This is a genomic window from Pseudomonas sp. B10, from assembly GCF_900156235.1.
Lineage (GTDB): Bacteria > Pseudomonadota > Gammaproteobacteria > Pseudomonadales > Pseudomonadaceae > Aquipseudomonas > Aquipseudomonas siliginis.
Window position 1 is genome coordinate 1,252,835 of the sequence record NZ_LT707063.1, and the last position, 19,339, is coordinate 1,272,173.

10 protein-coding genes are annotated in these 19,339 nt (G+C 59.1%); 9 read left to right on the plus strand and 1 reads right to left on the minus strand.

Features of this window, described 5'->3' with window-relative positions; genetic code table 11:
• Positions 1 to 40: 40 nt before the first annotated feature.
• Genes nuoG through nuoN form a run of 8 tightly spaced genes read left to right on the plus strand, consistent with a single transcriptional unit; the run spans position 41 to position 10,034 of the window.
• Positions 41 to 2,755, plus strand: a complete 2,715-nt coding sequence (gene nuoG, locus BXA01_RS05625) for an NADH-quinone oxidoreductase subunit NuoG (RefSeq protein ID WP_076563526.1) — start codon at positions 41 to 43, stop codon at positions 2,753 to 2,755.
• On the plus strand, positions 2,752 to 3,759 hold the full coding sequence (gene nuoH, locus BXA01_RS05630; protein ID WP_016775282.1) for an NADH-quinone oxidoreductase subunit NuoH: 1,008 nt from the start codon (positions 2,752 to 2,754) through the stop codon (positions 3,757 to 3,759). The genes nuoG and nuoH overlap by 4 nt, the downstream gene beginning before the upstream one ends.
• A gap of 11 nt (positions 3,760 to 3,770) precedes the next feature.
• The gene (gene nuoI, locus BXA01_RS05635) at positions 3,771 to 4,319 is read left to right on the plus strand and encodes an NADH-quinone oxidoreductase subunit NuoI (RefSeq protein WP_016775283.1); all 549 of its coding nucleotides are present in this window, start codon (positions 3,771 to 3,773) and stop codon (positions 4,317 to 4,319) included.
• A gap of 9 nt (positions 4,320 to 4,328) precedes the next feature.
• The gene (nuoJ, locus tag BXA01_RS05640; protein ID WP_007951462.1) at positions 4,329 to 4,829 is read left to right on the plus strand and encodes an NADH-quinone oxidoreductase subunit J; all 501 of its coding nucleotides are present in this window, start codon (positions 4,329 to 4,331) and stop codon (positions 4,827 to 4,829) included.
• A gap of 3 nt (positions 4,830 to 4,832) precedes the next feature.
• Positions 4,833 to 5,141, plus strand: coding sequence for an NADH-quinone oxidoreductase subunit NuoK (gene nuoK, locus BXA01_RS05645; protein ID WP_003180046.1), 309 nt, complete (start codon positions 4,833 to 4,835; stop codon positions 5,139 to 5,141).
• Positions 5,138 to 6,991, plus strand: a complete 1,854-nt coding sequence (gene nuoL / locus BXA01_RS05650; protein WP_024013419.1) for an NADH-quinone oxidoreductase subunit L — start codon at positions 5,138 to 5,140, stop codon at positions 6,989 to 6,991. Before nuoK ends, nuoL begins: the two co-directional genes overlap by 4 nt.
• Before the next feature lie 39 nt (positions 6,992 to 7,030).
• Entirely contained in the window at positions 7,031 to 8,563 is a 1,533-nt protein-coding gene (nuoM, locus tag BXA01_RS05655; protein ID WP_016775285.1) for an NADH-quinone oxidoreductase subunit M, read from the plus strand.
• Positions 8,564 to 8,570: 7 nt separating this feature from the next.
• Positions 8,571 to 10,034 carry an NADH-quinone oxidoreductase subunit NuoN gene (gene nuoN, locus BXA01_RS05660; protein WP_024013420.1) on the plus strand — a complete coding sequence of 488 codons (1,464 nt, stop codon included), beginning with the start codon at positions 8,571 to 8,573 and terminating at the stop codon, positions 10,032 to 10,034.
• Between the two features lie 135 nt (positions 10,035 to 10,169).
• Here the strand turns inward: nuoN and BXA01_RS05665 are convergent, their stop codons facing one another.
• The gene (locus tag BXA01_RS05665; RefSeq protein WP_076563527.1) at positions 10,170 to 15,461 is read right to left on the minus strand and encodes a hypothetical protein; all 5,292 of its coding nucleotides are present in this window, start codon (positions 15,459 to 15,461) and stop codon (positions 10,170 to 10,172) included.
• Positions 15,462 to 15,757: 296 nt separating this feature from the next.
• Between BXA01_RS05665 and BXA01_RS05670 the strand changes: the two genes are divergently transcribed.
• Positions 15,758 to 19,336, plus strand: a complete 3,579-nt coding sequence (locus tag BXA01_RS05670) for a Tc toxin subunit A (RefSeq protein ID WP_076563528.1) — start codon at positions 15,758 to 15,760, stop codon at positions 19,334 to 19,336.
• Positions 19,337 to 19,339: the final 3 nt, after the last annotated feature.

The following is a 19,339-nucleotide window of genomic DNA, read 5'->3' on the forward strand; positions in this document are numbered from 1 at the left end:
CCACGCCCGCTGACACCGGGCCAACGAAGACCTTTGAACCATGGCCACTATCCACGTAGACGGCAAAGCGCTCGAAGTCGACGGGGCAGACAACCTGTTACAGGCATGTCTGTCGCTGGGCCTCGACATTCCATATTTCTGCTGGCACCCCGCGCTCGGTAGCGTCGGGGCCTGCCGCCAGTGCGCGGTCAAGCAGTACACCGACGAGAACGACACCCGTGGTCGTATCGTCATGTCCTGCATGACCCCGGCCACCGACAACACCTGGATCTCCATCGACGATGAAGAATCCAAGGCGTTCCGCGCCAGCGTTGTCGAATGGCTGATGACCAACCACCCGCACGACTGCCCGGTGTGCGAGGAAGGCGGTCACTGCCACCTGCAAGACATGACAGTGATGACCGGCCACAACGAGCGCCGTTATCGCTTCAGCAAACGCACCCACCAGAACCAGCAACTCGGCCCGTTCATTTCCCACGAAATGAACCGCTGCATCGCCTGCTACCGCTGCGTGCGTTTCTATAAGGACTACGCCGGCGGCACTGACCTCGGTGTATTCGGCGCCCACGACAACGTGTACTTCGGTCGCGTTGAGGACGGCACCCTCGAAAGCGAGTTCTCCGGCAACCTCACCGAGGTCTGCCCGACCGGTGTGTTCACCGACAAGACCCACTCCGAGCGCTACAACCGCAAGTGGGACATGCAGTTCGCCCCGAGCATCTGCCATGGCTGCTCGAGCGGTTGCAACATTTCCCCGGGCGAGCGTTACGGTGAACTGCGTCGCATCGAAAACCGTTTCAACGGTTCGGTTAACCAGTACTTCCTCTGCGACCGTGGCCGTTTCGGTTATGGCTACGTGAACCGCACCGACCGTCCACGTCAGCCGATGCTGGCCGATGGCACCAAGCTCAGCCTCGACGCTGCGCTGGACAAAGCCGCCGACCTGCTGCGCGGACGCAACATCGTCGGTATCGGTTCGCCTCGCGCCAGCCTCGAGAGCAACTACGCGTTGCGCGAACTGGTCGGTGCCGAGCACTTCTATTCGGGTATCGAAGCCTCCGAGCTGGAGCGCATTCGTCTGGTCCTGCAAGTGCTGAACGACAGCCCGCTGCCAGTGCCGAACATGCGCGACATCGAAGACCACGACGCGATCTTCGTCCTCGGCGAAGACCTGACCCAGACCGCCGCGCGTATGGCGCTGGCTCTGCGTCAGTCGGTCAAGGGCAAGGCTGAAGACATGGCCGAAGCCATGCGCGTACAGCCTTGGCTCGACGCGGCGGTGAAGAACATCGGCCAGCACGCGCTGAACCCGCTGTTCATCGCCAGCCTCGCCGAAACCAAGCTCGACGACGTCGCCGAAGAGTGCGTTCACGCCGCTCCCGACGACCTGGCGCGCATCGGTTTCGCCGTGGCTCACGCGCTGGATGCCAGCGCTCCGGCCGTCGCAGGTCTCGACGCCGAAGCCCTGGAACTGGCGCAGCGCATCGCCGATGCCCTGCTCGCCGCCAAGCGTCCGCTGATCATCGCCGGTACTTCGCTGGGCTCCAAAGCTCTGATCGAAGCTGCCGCGAACATCGCCAAGGCCCTGAAGCTGCGCGAGAAGAACGGTTCGATCAGCCTGATCGTGCCGGAGGCCAACAGCCTCGGTCTGGCCATGCTCGGTGGCGAATCGGTCGACGCCGCGCTGCAAGCGGTCATCGATGGCAAGGCCGACGCTATCGTCGTGCTGGAAAACGATCTGTACACCCGCACTGCCAACGCCAAGGTCGATGCTGCGCTGAACGCCGCCAAAGTAGTGATCGTCGCTGACCATCAGAAAACCGCCACCACTGATCGCGCGCACCTGGTTCTGCCAGCGGCGAGCTTCGCCGAGGGCGACGGTACGCTGGTCAGCCAGGAAGGCCGCGCCCAGCGCTTCTTCCAGGTTTTCGATCCGCAATACATGGACGCGAGCATTCTGGTGCACGAAGGCTGGCGCTGGCTGCACGCCCTGCGCTCGACCCTGCTGAACCAGCCGATCGACTGGACGCAACTTGACCACGTCACCGCTGCCGTTGCCTCGAGCACCGCGCAACTGGCGCGTATCGTCGACGCAGCCCCATCGGCTGCTTTCCGCATCAAGGGTCTGAAACTGGCCCGTGAGCCGCTGCGTTATTCCGGCCGCACCGCCATGCGCGCCGACATCAGCGTACACGAACCACGCACCCCGCAAGACCAGGACACCGCGTTCGCCTTCTCCATGGAAGGTTACTCGGGCTCCGCCGAACCGCGTCAGCAGGTGCCATTCGCATGGTCGCCGGGCTGGAACTCGCCACAAGCGTGGAACAAGTTCCAGGACGAAGTCGGTGGTCATCTGCGCGCTGGCGACCCGGGCACACGCCTGATCGAAAGCACCGGTGATTCGCTGAACTGGTTCGCTGCTGCGCCGCGTGCGTTCAACCCGGCGCCGGGTACCTGGCAAGCCGTGCCGTTCTTCCACCTGTTCGGCAGCGAAGAAAACTCTTCGAAAGCCGCACCGGTACAGGAACGCATTCCGGCTCCGTACGTGGCTCTGGCGAAATCCGAAGCGGATCGCCTCGGCGTCAACGACGGTGCCCTGCTGAGCCTGAACGTGGCCGGTCAGACATTGCGTCTGCCGCTGCGCATCAATGAAGAACTGGGCGCCGGTCTGGTGGCATTGCCTGCGGGCATCGCCGGCATTCCACCGGCATTCGCCGGCGTGTCCGTCGACGGTCTGCAGGAGGCAGCGCAATGACCTGGTTCACCCCTGAAGTGATCGATGTGATCCTGACGGTCATCAAAGCCATCGTGATCCTGCTGGCCGTGGTGGTCGCAGGCGCCTTGCTCAGCTTTGTCGAACGTCGTCTGCTGGGCTGGTGGCAGGACCGTTACGGTCCGAACCGCGTTGGCCCGTTCGGCATGTTCCAGATCGCCGCCGACATGCTGAAGATGTTCTTCAAGGAAGACTGGACCCCGCCGTTCGCCGACAAGGTGATTTTCACCCTGGCGCCGGTGGTGGCCATGTCCGCCCTGCTGATCGCCTTTGCGATCATCCCGATCACCCCGACCTGGGGCGTGGCGGATCTGAACATCGGCCTGCTGTTCTTCTTCGCCATGGCCGGTCTGTCGGTGTACGCGGTGCTGTTCGCCGGCTGGTCGAGCAACAACAAGTTCGCCCTGCTCGGCAGCTTGCGTGCCTCGGCGCAGACCGTGTCCTACGAAGTGTTCATGGGCTTGGCCCTGATGGGCATCGTGGTGCAGGTCGGCTCGTTCAACATGCGCGACATCGTCGAGTACCAGGCGCAGAACCTGTGGTTCATCATTCCGCAGTTCTTCGGCTTCTGTACCTTCTTCATCGCCGGCGTCGCCGTGACTCACCGTCACCCGTTCGACCAGCCGGAAGCGGAACAGGAACTGGCCGACGGTTACCACATTGAATACGCCGGTATGAAATGGGGCATGTTCTTCGTCGGTGAATACATCGGCATCATCCTGATCTCGGCGCTGCTGGTCACCCTGTTCTTCGGTGGCTGGCATGGTCCGTTCGGCATCCTGCCGCAACTGTCCTTCGTCTGGTTCGCACTGAAGACCGCGTTCTTCATCATGCTGTTCATCCTGCTGCGCGCTTCCATCCCGCGTCCGCGTTATGACCAGGTGATGGATTTCAGCTGGAAATTCTGCCTGCCACTGACCCTGATCAATTTGCTGGTGACCGCTGCGGTTGTGTTGATGAACACGCCTGCGGTTGCGGTTCAGTGAGGATTTGACCCATGTTCAAATATATTGGCGACATCGTTAAGGGTACCGGTACCCAGTTGCGCAGCCTGGTCATGGTTTTCGGCCACGGCTTTCGCAAGCGCGACACCCTGCAATACCCCGAGGAGCAGGTCTACCTGCCGCCGCGCTACCGTGGCCGCATCGTCCTGACCCGCGACCCCGATGGCGAAGAACGCTGCGTAGCCTGCAACCTGTGCGCCGTGGCCTGCCCGGTGGGTTGCATCTCGCTGCAGAAAGCTGAAACCGAAGACGGTCGCTGGTACCCGGACTTCTTCCGGATCAACTTCTCGCGCTGCATTTTCTGCGGTCTCTGCGAGGAAGCCTGCCCGACCACCGCGATCCAGCTGACCCCGGATTTCGAGATGGCCGAGTTCAAACGTCAGGACCTGGTGTACGAGAAAGAAGATCTGCTGATCTCCGGCCCCGGCAAAAACCCTGATTACAACTTCTATCGTGTTGCAGGTATGGCAATCGCTGGCAAGCCGAAAGGCGCTGCGCAGAACGAAGCCGAACCGATCAACGTGAAGAGCTTGCTGCCTTAAGGAAGAACGATGGAATTCGCTTTCTATTTCGCATCGGGTATTGCTGTGGTGTCCACGCTGCGTGTGGTCACCAACACCAACCCCGTGCACGCCCTGCTCTACCTGATCATCTCGTTGATCGCCGTGGCCATGACCTTCTTCGCCCTCGGCGCGCCGTTCGCCGGCGTGCTGGAAGTGATCGCCTACGCCGGCGCCATCATGGTGCTGTTCGTGTTCGTGGTGATGATGCTCAACCTCGGTCCCGCCTCGGTGCAGCAGGAACGCACCTGGCTCAAGCCCGGCATCTGGGCAGGACCGGTGATTCTTGCCGCGCTGCTGCTGGCCGAACTGCTGTATGTGCTGTTCGCTCACCAGAGCGGCCAGGCCATCGGCCACACCACCGTAGACGCGAAAGCCGTGGGCATCAGCCTGTTCGGCCCGTACCTGCTGGTGGTCGAACTCGCCTCGATGCTGCTGCTCGCCGCAGCCGTCACGGCGTTCCATTTGGGCCGTAACGAGGCGAAGGAGTAAGACATGCCTGCTATCCCTCTCGAACATGGACTGGCCGTCGCCGGCATCCTGTTCTGCCTTGGTCTGGTCGGCCTGATGGTCCGCCGCAACATTTTGTTCGTGTTGATGAGTCTGGAAGTGATGATGAACGCCTCTGCCCTGGCCTTCATCGTCGCGGGCGCCCGCTGGGCGCAGCCGGATGGACAGATCATGTTCATCCTGGTGATCAGCCTTGCCGCGGCCGAGGCCAGTATTGGCCTGGCGATCCTGCTGCAGCTGTATCGCCGCTTCCACACGCTCGATATCGACGCTGCCAGTGAGATGCGCGGATGAACCTACTCTTTCTGACTTTCGTATTCCCTCTGATCGGGTTCCTGTTGCTGTCGTTCTCGCGCGGCCGCTTCTCGGAAAACCTCTCGGCGCTGATCGGTGTCGGTTCGATCGGCCTGTCGGCCATCGTCACCGCTTACGTGATCTGGCAATTCAACGTCGCGCCGCCGGAAGGTGGCGTGTACACCCAGGTGCTGTGGCGCTGGATGTCGGTGGAAGGTTTCCAGCCGAACTTCGCGCTGTACCTGGATGGCCTGTCGGTGACCATGCTCGGTGTGGTCGTCGGCGTCGGCTTCCTGATCCACCTGTTCGCGTCCTGGTACATGCGTGGCGAAGACGGTTACTCGCGCTTCTTCTCGTACACCAACCTGTTCATCGCCAGCATGCTGTTCCTGATCCTCGGCGATAACCTGCTGTTCATCTACTTCGGTTGGGAAGGCGTGGGCCTGTGCTCGTACCTGTTGATCGGTTTCTACTACAGCAACCGCAACAACGGTAACGCGGCACTCAAGGCGTTCATCGTCACCCGCATCGGCGACGTGTTCATGGCCATCGGCCTGTTCATCCTGTTCCAGCAACTGGGCACGTTGAACGTCCAGGAACTGCTGGTGCGTGCGCCTGAGCACTTCAAGGTCGGCGATTTCTGGATCGTTCTGGCAACCCTGATGCTGCTCGGTGGTGCTGTCGGCAAATCGGCTCAGCTGCCGCTGCAGACCTGGCTCGCGGATGCGATGGCCGGCCCTACCCCGGTTTCGGCACTGATCCACGCCGCGACCATGGTGACCGCCGGTGTCTACCTGATTGCCCGTACCCACGGTCTGTTTGCGCTGGCGCCGGACATCCTGCACCTCGTCGGCATCGTCGGTGGCGTGACCCTGGTACTGGCCGGTTTCGCCGCGCTGGTGCAGACCGACATCAAACGTATCCTCGCCTACTCGACCATGAGCCAGATCGGCTACATGTTCCTGGCGCTGGGCGTTGGTGCCTGGGAAGGCGCGATCTTCCACCTGATGACCCACGCCTTCTTCAAGGCCCTGCTGTTCCTTGCTTCCGGTGCGGTGATCGTCGCCTGCCACCACGAGCAGAACATCTTCAAGATGGGCGGTCTGTGGAAGAAACTGCCACTGGCCTACGCCAGTTTCATCGTCGGTGGTGCCGCGCTGGCCGCTCTGCCACTGGTTACCGCAGGCTTCTACTCCAAGGACGAAATCCTCTGGGAAGCGTTCGCCAGCGGCAACCAGGGTCTGCTTTACGCAGGTCTGGTCGGTGCGTTCATGACTTCGCTGTATACCTTCCGCCTGATCTTCATCGCGTTCCACGGTGAAGCCAAGACCGAAGCCCACGCCGGCCACGGCATTGCCCACTGGCTGCCATTGTCGGTACTGATCGTGCTGTCGACTTTCGTCGGCGCGATGATCGTGCCACCGCTGCACGGCGTACTGCCGCAAAGCGTCGGGCATGCCGGTGGCGAAGCCAAGCACAGTCTGGAAATCGCCTCGGGCGCCATCGCCCTGGCCGGTATCCTGCTGGCAGCGCTGCTGTTCCTCGGCAAGCGTCGCTTCGTCACGGCAATTGCCAACAGCGGCATCGGCCGTTTCCTTTCGGCCTGGTGGTTCGCTGCCTGGGGCTTCGACTGGATCTACGACAAACTGTTCGTCAAGCCTTACCTTGCGATCAGCCATGTACTGCGCAAAGACCCGCTCGACCAGACCATAGGTCTGATCCCGCGTATGGCCAAGGGTGGTCACACTGCCCTGAGCCGCACCGAGACCGGTCAACTGCGTTGGTACGCCGCCTCGATGGCTGCTGGTGCCGTGCTGGTGATCGGCGCCATCGTGCTGGTAGCGGTCTGATATGAACCTTGCGAATTTGCGAAAGGAAACGAGCCCGTCATGATTCTGCCTTGGCTAATCCTGATCCCCTTCATCGGCGGCCTGCTGTGCTGGATGGGTGAGCGCTTCGGCGCTACCCTCCCGCGCTGGATTGCGCTGTTGACCATGACCCTGGAACTTGCGCTCGGCCTCTGGCTGTGGGCCCACGGTGACTATTCATTCGCACCGGCGCCGGGCGCCGATCCGACCTGGGCGCTTGAGTTCAAGCATGTCTGGATCCAGCGTTTCGGCATCAACGTGCACCTGGCCCTCGACGGCCTGTCGCTGTTGATGATCCTGCTGACCGGCCTGCTGGGTATCCTCTCGGTACTCTGCTCGTGGAAAGAAATCCAGCGTCATGTTGGCTTCTTCCACCTGAACCTGATGTGGATCCTGGGCGGCGTCGTCGGCGTGTTCCTCGCCCTCGACCTGTTCATGTTCTTCTTCTTCTGGGAAATGATGCTGGTGCCGATGTACTTCCTCATCGCGCTCTGGGGTCACAGTTCTTCGGACGGCAAGAAAACCCGGATCTACGCAGCGACCAAGTTCTTCATCTTCACTCAGGCGTCCGGCCTGATCATGCTGGTGGCGATCCTCGGTCTGGTGCTGGTCAACTTCAACAACACCGGCGTGATCACCTTCAACTACGCCGACCTGTTGAAAACCAAGATGTCGATGACTACCGAGTACATTCTGATGCTCGGCTTCTTCATCGCTTTCGCGGTCAAGCTGCCCGTCGTACCGTTCCACTCCTGGCTGCCTGATGCTCACGCCCAGGCGCCGACTGCCGGTTCCGTCGACCTCGCCGGTATCCTGCTGAAAACCGCGGCCTACGGCCTGCTGCGTTTCGCCCTGCCGCTGTTCCCGAACGCTTCGGCGGAGTTCGCGCCGATCGCCATGACCCTCGGTCTGATCGGGATCTTCTACGGCGCGTTCCTGGCGTTCGCACAAACCGACATCAAGCGTCTGATTGCCTTCTCTTCCGTTTCCCACATGGGCTTCGTGTTGATCGGCATCTACTCCGGCAGCCAACTGGCGCTGCAAGGTGCAGTGATCCAGATGCTGGCGCACGGTCTGTCGGCAGCGGCGCTGTTTATCCTCAGCGGTCAGTTGTACGAGCGTCTGCATACGCGTGACATGCGTGAGATGGGCGGTCTGTGGTCGCGTATCGCTTACCTGCCGGCGATCAGCCTGTTCTTCGCTGCGGCGTCGCTGGGCTTGCCGGGCACCGGTAACTTTGTCGGCGAGTTCCTGATCCTGATCGGTTCCTTCGCCAGCGCTCCATGGGTCACGGCGATTGCCACTTCCGGTCTGGTGTTCGGTTCGGTCTACTCGCTGATCATGATTCACCGTGCCTACTTCGGCCCGTCGAAATCCGACGCGGTGCTGCACGGCATGGACGCGCGCGAACTGATCATGGTGCTCGGTCTGGCGGTATTGCTGATTTACCTCGGCGTCTACCCGCAACCGTTCCTCGACACCTCTGCCGCCACCATGCATGGCGTGCAGCAGTGGCTCGGCACCGCCTTCTCTCAACTCGCTTCGGCCCGGTAAGAGCGCTATGGAATTCACGATTCAACACTTTATTGCGCTTGCGCCACTGTTGATCACCAGCCTCACCATTATCGTGGTGATGCTGGCAATCGCCTGGCGCCGCAACCATTCGCAGACCTTCCTGATTTCGGTGGCGGGTCTGAACCTGGCCCTGCTGTCGATCCTGCCTGCGTTGAAAGTCGCGCCTCTGGCCGTGACCCCGTTGCTGCAGATCGACGCGTTTGCCTGCCTGTACATGGCGATGATCCTGGTCGCCACCCTCGCCTGCGTCACCCTTGCCCACGCTTATCTGGGTGATGGCGGTTCGGGCTACCCGGGCAATCGCGAAGAACTGTACCTGCTGATCCTGATGGCCGCCGCCGGTGGTCTGGTGTTGGTCAGCGCGCAGCACCTGGCCGGGTTGTTCATCGGTCTGGAACTGCTCTCGGTACCGGTCTACGGTCTGGTGGCTTACGCCTTCTTCAACAAGCGTTCGCTGGAAGCTGGCATCAAGTACATGGTGCTGTCGGCTGCCGGTTCCGCGTTCCTGCTGTTCGGTATGGCGCTGCTCTACGCAGACGCCGGTTCGCTGAGCTTCGTCGGCATCGGTCAGGCCCTGGCTGCAACCGGCCTGCCAAGCCCGCTGGCGCAACTGGGCCTGGGCATGATGCTGATCGGTCTGGCGTTCAAGCTGTCGCTGGTACCGTTCCACCTGTGGACGCCGGACGTCTACGAAGGTGCTCCGGCACCGGTGGCGGCGTTCCTCGCCACCGCTTCGAAGGTCGCGGTGTTTGCGGTGATGGTGCGTCTGTTCCAGCTCTCCCCTGCCGCCAGCAGTGGCGTGCTGAGCGATGTGCTGAGCGTGATCGCGGTCGCCTCGATCCTGTTCGGTAACCTGCTGGCCCTGACCCAGAGCAACCTCAAACGTCTGCTCGGTTACTCGTCGATTGCGCACTTCGGCTATCTGCTGATCGCGCTGGTGGCGAGCAAGGGTCTGGCGGTGGAAGCCATCGGTGTGTACTTGGTGACTTATGTAATCACCAGCCTCGGCGCCTTCGGCGTGATCACCCTGATGTCCTCGCCTTACAACGGCCGCGACGCTGACGCCCTGTACGAATACCGCGGCCTGTTCTGGCGCCGTCCGTACCTGACCGCCGTACTGACCGTGATGATGCTGTCCCTGGCCGGCATCCCGCTGACCGCCGGCTTCATCGGCAAGTTCTACATCATCGCCAGCGGCGTCGAAACGCGTCAGTGGTGGCTGGTCGGCGCACTGGTACTGGGCAGCGCCATCGGCGTCTTCTACTACCTGCGCGTGATGGTCACCCTGTACCTGATCGAGCCGAACCTGCGTCGCCACGACGCCCAACTGCACTGGGAACAGAAGGCAGGCGGCGTAATGCTGCTGGCCATCGCTCTGGTCGCATTCTTCCTGGGCGTGTACCCGCAGCCATTGCTGGTGCTGGTACAACAGGCGGGTCTGGCGGGCTGATTGCTCGGCTGATCTGGCTACACATGAAAACGGCACCTTCGCAGGTGCCGTTTTTTTTGTCCGGGATTTGTTGCACAGCAAACTTCCCTTGACGAGTACCGCGCCTCACTCCCCTTGCCGACGCTTGCTTAGCCACTACTTTCCATAGCGGTTACGAATGGTCAGGCTTGCAGACTCTCCGTCGTAGTAGCTGATAAATATCCAGCCATCGCGAGCAGTAAAATTCTCCAGGGTTGGCTTGCCAGTCACCGCGACAGTCACCGGCACTCCCCCCGCCGGCAGTCCCGTGAAAGTGGAAACCGCGCGAATGCCATACCTCCAGTACGCGGCCGAACCTCCCATTTGCTGAGGGCCGAATTTTTCACATACTTCAGCACTGTTATGCGCCAGCGCCATGGGCAACTCCAGCGAACTGAATTCCAGCGGCGGCACCTTCAACCAGACTGCGAAATCGCCGGCACTGGTGCTGTCGACGCAGTTCAGCAACCAGCTCACCCCATCCTCACCGAGCGTTTGCGGGATGCTCGGACTCAAGGTCACGCCTAGATCGGCCGCGTGCGCACTCAACTCCAGAACCACGTCCTGGCCGAGCAGAAAACTGCTGTCCTGGGGTCGCAAAGTCAATGTATGCGTGGCCCCCAGGCAGGGGAACGCCGGGGCGCCACCGAACACCTGTGGGAACCCATCAAGATCAAACCTCACGGCGTCAGCCAAATCCCCCGCCTCCACTCGCCCGGGCAGCTCCCAGTCGGGCAGTATCGAACTGGCCAGACTCAAACCGTAAAAACCACTGTTCGCCTCTTCGGCAGAGATATACCAATGGATTGACGATCCTTTGTTTATAGTCAGCCGCGTACCCAGATCAGGATTAAAAGTCAGGCCTCGCTCCTTCGCGCCCCAGAAGTTCTGCAAAGTGACGGTAGAGCCAATCAAAACGCTGTCGTCGGCAAACTTCAGCTCCAGCTTATAGGACTGGTTCTTTCTCAACAGCACGAACTCGCTTGCAGGGTCGACACGCTCACCGTCCAGATAAAGCTCTGCAGCCTGCGCCCAGACATCGTCCAGTACGGCATTCACTTCATAGAGTTCGGTCAAAATCACACCGGCGTTGTCCTGAGTGACGTCCGCCAGAATTTCATGCTTGCCGCTGGTCTCAGGTCTATAGCGATAAGAGGTCCAGCCATTGACGTCCGTCTGTGTTGTCGTCAGCAGCTCCTCCTCGCCATTCACGCGCCACTTCACCTCCACGCCAGCGGCTACCTCCCCAGAGACACCGGAGATGACCTGAACCCGCAACAGCACGCTCTGCTCCGTGCCCACCACCGGCGTACCCACGGCCGGGGTGGCGTCACCAATGGCATACCGCGATTCGCTCACCTTGAAGGAGCGAGCCTCAGTCCAGTCGGACCAGTCCCCGTCGAATGTCTGCCGGGCCTGCACGGCATAGTTTCCGAGGGGCCACGCTTTTTCTGCGGTCCAATTCCACCGGGTTGAACCGTCGACGATGGCAAACTCTTCCTTGGGATCAAGCGCATGACGCAGGACAATCTCACCTCCCGTTGCTCCTGTGCCGCGAATCCTCGGATAGCGTGATGTCTCGGAGTCCGCTCGTGGCGCTTCGATCGACGGAGTTGACGGCGCAGCCTTGACCGTAAACCGATGCGGCGCGCTCCAATCCGAATCAGTCCCCCCGCTGGCCTGTTTAGCCTCAAGGACAATGGTGCCTGGCTTCAACGGATCCACCACTGTGAATGTCAGGATCCCGTCTGCGCCCGCGGTGTCTTCGTGCAACGTAGCGCCGTTCTCAAAGCGAACGGTTTGCAGCGCGCCTGGCAGGCCGGCGATCTTGAGGGTGGGATATATTGAAGTTATGCCCCCCGCCTGCGGTTGCTGGAATTGAGGGGCGTCGGGCCGGTCCTCCACCTCCACGGTGAAAGTGCAGAAGTCACTGGGGTCAGAGTCCACGCCGTTTACTGTTTGCATGACGTAGACGGTGTTTTCGCCCGACGACCAATCCGCCGCAGGTGTGAAGAGGCGGTTGGCCCCACTGCCGGTGAATTTGCCAGCCACCGGTCTGTTGGCCTTAGTGAGCATTTGCAAGCTGACAGCGCCTGACGCTACACCGGTGATTTTCAGAGGTTGTTTCGACGCGACCGGGTGGCTTGGCGGCTCGATAGCAGGCGTCGCGGGCTTGATGTAAAACTCAAGGACATCGGTTGCCTCAGACGTTGCTCCATTTACGCTCTGCCGCACCTTGATATCGTTGAAACCGGGCCGCCAAAGGTACTCGAAAAACCATGTGGTTCCACTGTAGGTCAGGTTGCCTTGCAGAGAGTTGCCAGCGGCATTTCGCACGACGATCGTCGCTCCAGCCACGCAGGTTCCTTGCACCCTCACATCGGCATGATGACTGGTGTGGGGTAAAGGCTGAGTGATTACGGGTGTGGGAGGCTTCTCTATTACCGAAACAGTGACCGGATCGCTTGGATGGGAAAGTACATCATCTACGATCTGTACCACATTGACTTTGGTGGTTCCTGTCCAGTCAATGGCCGGCGTGAAGGTGCGGAATTCGCCATCGCCGTTGAAATAACCCGGCACCGTTTCGCCGTCCTCGTAGAACATGTGCAGGGTAACGTCACCGGCATACACGCTGGAAATGCTCAGTTGGTGCTTCGAAGTGACAGGGTTGTATGGTGGTTGGATGAAGGGCTTTCGGGGAAGGATCTCTAATAAAACAGGATCGCTAAACTCGGAACCCACGCCGTTTATGTCCTGTTTTGTCATGACCTCGGTCCTCCCCGGTGTCCACCCGTATCTTGGCGTGAAGGTGGCGGGAGTACTGTACGCGCTGAATTCGCCATCCAGCCTGATGCCCGCTGCCGTGTACATTCGCAAGATGACGGGACCGTATGAACGTCCCCTGTTGATGTTCAGCACTTGACCCAATGTTGCCGGGATGGGTGGTTGTTCTATTTCGGGCTTCGGGGGAGGCGCGTAAACAGTGACAACAATACTTGGCTGCGACGCGCCACCGTCGACAGTCTGCACGACCACGATTTTGCGCGTGCCTGCCCAGTCCTCAGCGGGTGTGAAGATACGAGACGTGTCGACTCCCGTGAAATCACCTTCAATCGCCGCGCCGTCCTCGGTAAACATCTGCAAGGTAACGGCGCCGGGGTCGACACGGGTAATGTTCAGTCGCTGTCTCGGCAAGGCAGGCTTTGGTGGCGGCTCGATTTCCGGCTTGGCGGGTATGACCAAAAACCTGACAACGTTGCTTGGTGCGGATGGCACTCCGTCGACGAACTGCACGGCCATGACCGCATTGTTGCCCGCTGGCCACGGTGGCGACGGTTTGAACTTGCGGGGGGTTCCAGTGGTGAATTCGCCCGTCACCGGTGCGCCTGCTTCGGTAAGCATCTGCAATACACTGCCCGACGAAGATGGAGGGGCCGACACAAGCGTCAGTTGGTGTTCCGAGCTCACAAAGCTTGGCGGATAAGCAAGCGACAGTTCAGAGGGTTGTACCGCGAGGGTAACCAGATTGCTCGTATTGACGACGTCACCCACGACCTGCTGGACGTAGACCGTGGTTTTTCCCTGCTTCCACTCCTCCTTCGGGGTGAAGTACCGGACGGAGCCGCTTTCCAGGAAGGAGCCTTCAACCAATCCGCCGGCCTGCGTGTACATTCGCAAGTCGTTATCGCTGGATAGGAAAAAACTGATGGCCAGCTGTTCTTTCGCGGCTGCCGGATCAGATGGCGGAGCAATGAAGAGTTTTACCACTATAGGCACCAGCGCGCTTGGATTGGAGCGGACACCGCCTACGGTCTGTACGATTTTGACCTGGCTGGATACAGACCAGTCCTGCGCCGGGGTAAAGGTACGGGACGTACCACTACCCGTAAATTCACCCGCCACTCTTTCGCCAACTTCGTTGAATATTTCCAGCAAGGTAGCATCGAGTGAAACGAATTTGATACTCAGCGTCTGCCAGGCTGCGATCGGGACGGTGGGACGCTCGATGACCGGACTGGAGGGTCGAATCTTGACGGATACCGCACTGCTCGGGTCGGATGTCGCTCCGTCCACTGTCTGCACGGCCCTGAGGCGTGTGGTGCCTACCGCCCACTGTCCCGACGGTGTAAAAGTGCATGTGAAGCGATCGAAAGTGCCAACGACTATTTCGTCTTTGTCAGTGAATATTTGCACGGATGCCCTTTCGGGCCAGACATTCATAATCTTCAGCGCCTGTTTTACCGAGCTGTATGCGGGTGGAACTTCAATCCGTGGAGTTGGCGGTTTTACGTTGACGACGTAGGTATCTGACCAGTCAGAGCTCTGTCCGCTGACCGATGCCACCTGTTTTGCAGTGAGCAGATGCTTGCCAGGAAGCCACGCTTCAACACTGAGCGCCAACCAGGTGCCGTCCTGCCAGACAGTCGTGGCTAACTGAATTCCCTTGCTCTTGTCTTCAAGCCAGAGCTCAAGTTTCGCGCCCGCCAAGCCACCGCCGCCGTGGACGCTGAGTTTACGTTCCGTATAAACAGTTGTGCCAAGAATGCGGGGCGCAAAAAGAACCGCAAAAGAGGAATGGACTGCCCAGCGAGAGGGTACATCCTCATAGAGCTGCAAGGCTGTTATCGAAAAGCTCTCGGTCATGGACAAAGGTTTTGTCAGGGGAGTCGTCCATCCGCCATGGCTGTCTACCATTGCAGCTCCGATCATCAACTCAAGTTGATCAACCTCATACAATTTAACCAAGGCGCCTGGATAGCCTGTTCCACTTATTTGCGGCAGCGGCGAATGTACAACATGAGGATGCACGATAATGGGAGGACGAAAGTCAACTTCAAAACTCATGGTTACCGAGGTATCTTTCGACTTGTCAGCACTAAGCTCATGATCAAACACAAACTTGAAATTGATCTCCGCCGAATGTTTGTTACCTGTTACGGAGCCTCCACCACTGATAGCATGCCATCGACCATCCTGAATCGCATCATCGTTCGTTAGTTCCGTCTCAGGCCACCTCCCTGACGAGCTGAAACTCAAGTAGACATTGCCCTTTCGCCTGCCATTATTGGTGGCCGCGTACTGCTTCGCGTGACAAGTAAACAAAGTACCTGAAGGATTCCAAAAACATTCAACTGTAAGAAATGCCTCCCACGGAAGGAATAAATCCGGATATTTCACATGCATTGTAATTGTTGAAATATGCCTGACATATTTTCCTTCGGCAGCCTCTCTCTGAATAATTGAACTGTCTTCTTTCTTAGTGACGTCATTTTCCATTATGGCTTCTCGGATGAATAGGTTCATATCAGACAAACGCACAACGCCAGACAACAACCAAAACAGAGCGAAGCGTGCCTTTATATGGATAGGAAACTTCAGTTCACAGTAATTCACTACAGAGCTCATTCACACTGTCATTCCTGACAGGCTTTTATAATAAATCGCGATTACCAGAACAAAACAAAATGACTGTTCATTATAAAACAGAAATATCAAAGACAAAACGGACGAAACCGAAAACCAAGACAACCGAAGCCGCCAACACATAAAGCCCTTAGATTATTCCGTCTTATTCGAATTAGTTCTAATCAATGCGGCAATACCTGTCAGGTCTGACAGGTTACGTCCCTGTTGTTTACCGTTAGTTTGCTCTAACCGCGCATTGCCTCAATGCCACTCTTGAAAGTAGGAGAATCACAGTCATGGCTGACAACAACTCGTTGCTGCAGAGACTGGTAAAGCCACACGTTTCGGTACAGAAAGACCGCAACGACTTCCCCACCGCCATGCAGCAAATGGGCTTCACCTCAGTTTTCGACATCGTCCATCTATCCAAAGCAGCGTTCGCTCGCCAGCTCGCCCTATACAGCGACGCGAACGCCGATGTGGCCTACGACAATGCGATGAAATATGCGGCGCTCATTTCGCGCCTGTATCGGGAATACCAGACCTCTTCCGGCACGTTGCAGCAACTGGCTCAACGCAGTGGTGTGAGCTCGCTGGTTTCGCTGGGCGCTACCTATCAACGCATGTTCAATGAAAACTGGGACGAGTTCACCAAGGTCGGAGCCATTGCCGCCAACGATAGTCCGGTGGCCTACCTGACTGAACTGCGGAGATTTTCCCTGCAACTGGAAGCCACCAGTGAGGATCCCAAGCGACTGTTGATGGATCAACGCCGTCCTGACCTCAAGGACCTGTTGATCAGCCAGGAGAGCACCTTCACACCGAGGCCAATGCTGGAAATTGTCACGCAGGTATTGGAAAGTCATCTGCGCACCTATCTGGATGGCAATCTTCCCGACAAAAGCAAATCCACCTATCAGGTACTGGCCGAACGGAGCTACCCCTTCGAACTGCCCTACAACTTCTATCATCACCAATGCCAACTTGGGCTCGCTGATAATAAGCCGCGTCTGGGCGAGTTGAATTACCGGGCCAGTCTGTTGCTACCGATCAAACAGGTGGCAATCAATGACTATGGGCAATTGCAGCAACCGGCGCTACAGGCACAACGGTTGCTGTGCGGGTTGAGCCCACAACAACAGCAATTGCTGCTCGCCCCCCCGGTGTTCAGCCATTTTTATCTGACCCGCAGCAATCTCATCAAAGGCTGGCAAAACCCTCTCACTGCCTACCTGCGGCCACATACCACACCAAGCAGATGTTACTTGCTCCTGTCCGGGCAGCCCGACGACGTGGTCGCGACTCCGTTGGCGGACGCACCAACCAATCAAGGCGGCTCCAAAACCGCTGTCTCACTGACCTTTCGTAAAGACGACAAGACCGTGCCTGCCAGTATCGATCTGAGCTCTAACGTCCCGGACCTCACAGGGACTGGCTGGCTGGTAAATCGTCTGCACGCTGCGACAGATAAACCCATCGTTGTGCATTTCCAGGCTGCCACCCTTCCCACGCCGACCGAGCAGCAATACACAGCCAGATTCGATCTGATCACCGCCACCGGGACCGTGGACCAACCAGTCCGTCTGGCCAGACAGCGCTTCGCCTTTACGCTTGATGACCAGTACCGCCTGACGACGACAGAAAAGAGCTTTTTCAAAGGCGCCTACGGTGTCGAAGTCACCAGCGATGCGCCTGTGCAGCAATTGACCCTGTTGACCGACTTCATGCAGCACACTGGCCTCACCGCTGAACAGGTCGAGCAACTTGTGGCCCGCCGCAGCTTTGCAGTGCGATTGTCGCCCAATTGTCCATACCTGCAGCCGACCCCGAAAAGGATTGACCTGCTGACCGGGCCTTTTCCAAATCACTACGGTGCCTGCTACGTCAATGGCATCGGTCCCGGTGCTGAACTGTCCGACAACGCGCCGGAACCGGGCGCGGAAACAGACCTGAGCGATGAGTCAGACCACGCCATAGGACTGGAGCGGGTAGCGTCGGGTGACAACACACAATGGCGTCTGACCAAAACCTCACTTGATCGTCTCGATCGTCTTCAGCGGATGATCCGCCTGCAACGCTGGAGCGGCATTCCTTGCGCCAGGCTCGACACGTTGATCTGCAGTGCCATCCGCGCCGAGGGCGAATCAAACCTGGGCATGGAACTCAACGAAAACACCCTGCGTGCGCTGGGCGTCTATCGCTACCTGAACCAGCGCTACAGCATCGAACCTGAAGAGTTCGCGGCGCTGCTGCACGACCTCAGCCCCTATGCCAGCGGCAAGGACGCGGTGCCGTTGTTCGATCAAGTGTTCAACCATGTGCAACTGTTCGACACACCGCTGATTCTTGATCAAACACCCATCGATTTGACCACCCTCGATGCCGCGACGCAGAAAACCCTGCTGCAACTCTGTGCCGGGCTCGGTGTGCAACCCACCGAAGACTCTCTGCTGTTGATTGCCCGTCAGACCGAAAAGCACGTGGGCGCGCTCAAGCGTGACTTGCCTACCGTTTCCTCGTTGTACCGCCAGGCGCGGATAGCCCGGTTGTTCGGGCACTCGGTCGAAGAACTGCTGGCGTTGGCGGGACTTCTCGGAGGCTCGTCTTACACAACCGCACTGGCCAGTGGCCGCTTGAGTGCAACGACTGCGGATGCAAATCCGGACATCCTCGATGTGCTGATGCAACTGGATTGGGCCTTCGACTGGCTCAAAGACAGTCAGCAGACCGTGACGCAGGTATTGCAACGCCTGGGCATCGATGCCCCGCCAAATCCCGAAGAGCAGGAAAATGACCAGCAGATCAGATTGGCTGAGCAAGCTCCCCTGCCCGATGAGTTGCGGGCGCGTCTGACCACGCTGCAGAGCGATACGCGCCGCAGCCTGGCGACCGAGGCGCAAGTCAATGCGCTGGGTCTGCCACTGCAAGAGGATGGCAAACGCAAGCGAGGAGAAATCAACTGGTTTCAATTGCTGATCGAACACAAGCTGATCACTGCTGACGGCCTGCTGTCTGGCCTTGATCGCACACTGACCCTGATAGATGAACCCGTTGCCTGGTTACAGGCCGATGTCGCGCAAGCGCTCAAAGGTCTAGGGCTGGCCCAACCTGTCAAAGATGCTTGCGCAGACAGACTCGTCAAGTTCCTGCTCGATGTGCATGACCGCCAGGCCCAGTTGCTCGAAGGGCTTTTCCAGGAAACCGCGAAACTCGCGCCGGATTGCTGCCGGGCGGTCATTCACTGGGCGTGGGCCACGCCCTATAGCATTTTGCAGCAAGCACTCAAGACCCCGCTGCCCCAAGCGTTGATCGAGGATTATCAACGGGTGGCTCGCCACGCCGAGATCGTCAGAGAGCTGCGTTTGAGCAATAGCGCTCTGCGCCTGTTTGCAATCAATCCGACGTGGCTGGGTGGCGCGGCATACGAGGAAGGCAGTAACAGCATGCCTTCGCTTGCCGATCTCTATCTGCTTGAACGCTTCAGTCATTGGTTCCACAGCCAGAGCCAGTCCGAAGACCATGTCCTGAGTTATTTCAGCTGCGCCAATCCAGCCAAGGCCCAATTGAAAAACAAGGCCCTGCGCCAGCTCGCCAGCGAAACGGCCGATGCTGCCCTTGCTCGTTTACTGAACTGGCCGCAGGCGCAAGTTGCCGAGCTGACCAGCTCGCTCCCCGATAAACGCGCCACCTCGATGACTCAAGTCGACTGGGTCCGTCGTTGCCAGGCCGCTTGTCAGGCCAGCGGCTTGGCCGCCAGAACCCTATTGCAAGCCACCGCGCTGGGCGAACAAAGCGATCTGCTGGCCTGGAAAGCCGTCGGTGAGGGAGTCATGGCCGCCCACTCCAACGCCGCCCCATCACGTGACAATGGTTGAGGA

Bases quoted from the DNA above. Each gene is read 5' to 3' on its own strand.
- nuoJ (WP_007951462.1), top strand. From the start codon at position 4,329: ATGGAATTCGCTTTCTATTTCGCATCGGGTATTGCTGTGGTGTCCACG.
- BXA01_RS05670 (WP_076563528.1), top strand. From the start codon at position 15,758: ATGGCTGACAACAACTCGTTGCTGCAGAGACTGGTAAAGCCACACGTT.
- nuoL (WP_024013419.1), top strand. From the start codon at position 5,138: ATGAACCTACTCTTTCTGACTTTCGTATTCCCTCTGATCGGGTTCCTG.
- nuoG (WP_076563526.1), top strand. From the start codon at position 41: ATGGCCACTATCCACGTAGACGGCAAAGCGCTCGAAGTCGACGGGGCA.
- nuoI (WP_016775283.1), top strand. From the start codon at position 3,771: ATGTTCAAATATATTGGCGACATCGTTAAGGGTACCGGTACCCAGTTG.
- BXA01_RS05665 (WP_076563527.1), bottom strand. From the start codon at position 15,461: ATGAGCTCTGTAGTGAATTACTGTGAACTGAAGTTTCCTATCCATATA.
- nuoM (WP_016775285.1), top strand. From the start codon at position 7,031: ATGATTCTGCCTTGGCTAATCCTGATCCCCTTCATCGGCGGCCTGCTG.
- nuoN (WP_024013420.1), top strand. From the start codon at position 8,571: ATGGAATTCACGATTCAACACTTTATTGCGCTTGCGCCACTGTTGATC.
- nuoH (WP_016775282.1), top strand. From the start codon at position 2,752: ATGACCTGGTTCACCCCTGAAGTGATCGATGTGATCCTGACGGTCATC.
- nuoK (WP_003180046.1), top strand. From the start codon at position 4,833: ATGCCTGCTATCCCTCTCGAACATGGACTGGCCGTCGCCGGCATCCTG.